Raw genomic sequence first — 1,166 nt, forward strand, 5'->3', positions numbered from 1 at the left:
TAATCTTTAACCCATTGTTGCTTTGCGTTACGTCGTAGTCGTACAGCTCAATTGGTAGGTTGAACCAGCGTGTATCTTTGATGTCCTTGATGCCTTCAAGTAAATCCTTGGCAGTCTTTACAAAGTGATCTGCATCTTTGGGCCTGAAATCGTAGCGAATTTTATAGCTATCGTCGGCTTCTTCTCCAATTATCCACTTACCAATAACGCCTTCTTCGATAATGTTCTTTGGCTCTGTGAACTCGACCTCAACTCGAACCTTTGGAATCAAAGCCTTGATTTCATCATCTTCCTTTTCGTCGATAATAGCTTGGTAAAAGTTTTTGATAGCTTCCCGATTGATATCTGATACTGAGAGACGTTTCTTATTGAAGCTAATATCGTTGCTGTTAAGAGGCAGGGTAAGTGCGCTAAAAAGGTTGGTTTTACCTGCTTCATTTTCACCAATAATTAGGCTTAGCGGTGAAAGTTTAATCTCAAACTTTTCGAAGGCTCGGTAGTTTTCAATTTCGACCGTACGAATGTACATTTATGTTCCATATAGTTATTGTTTATGATCATCTTCACAAAGTGTCCTTACTAAGGAAACAAGGACATCCTCGTTAAGCGTAACGCCGTTTATATTCCATCGGGCTTACTACTCCCACCGTATAACGCCGAAGCACAGCGGCGACCTTGGAGTGGCGACGAAGGAGCCACGTAAAGGACGTCCGGCGGCCATCGGCCGCGAACTGCTGCGCCTTGTTATGCACGTTGAGCCACCTTGCGAGACGCCACGATGAAAATGATTAGCGGCACCCATACCAAAATAGCCAGAATGGCCGCTTTCAAGCTATAGGGTGCAAACATTAACCCATAGACCGCCCACGCTGGAAGGTTGAGCCAGGCCGACACAATGTCAGATGCCCAAAACCCCTGACAGTGAAAACCAATCACCATTGCATCAGTAAGATAGCAACCAGCAGATTCAGCAGTCAGCGCACCACGCCCGATGAACAATGCGACGAGGATATCTGCCAACACTGCCAAACCAATCAATGTCAGCGCTCCACCTGATAACTTTTTAGCGATTGACCAGTTCATCATCCTGCATAACGCCAAGGTTTGGGGCGTGATCTGCTACCACTTTCGTGGACACTTCAGGCACACGCCCTTGAATAATTTTC

The 1,166-nt window shown here is 45.7% G+C and carries 2 protein-coding genes; both read right to left on the minus strand.

Translation table 11 applies throughout. From position 1 onward, the window contains the following. Positions 1–529 (minus strand): AAA family ATPase (locus tag AC5E51_RS09820; protein WP_491778519.1); only part of this gene is annotated, 529 nt, incomplete at its 3' end. 215 nt (positions 530–744) lie between these two features. After that, positions 745–1,086, minus strand: a complete 342-nt coding sequence (locus tag AC5E51_RS09825) for a hypothetical protein (protein ID WP_491778520.1) — start codon at positions 1,084–1,086, stop codon at positions 745–747. Positions 1,087–1,166: the final 80 nt, after the last annotated feature.

The organism is Thalassolituus sp. (assembly GCF_984348125.1).

Excerpts from the sequence above, each read along its gene's own strand:
- AC5E51_RS09825 (WP_491778520.1), bottom strand. The coding sequence starts at position 1,086 with ATGATGAACTGGTCAATCGCTAAAAAGTTATCAGGTGGAGCGCTGACA.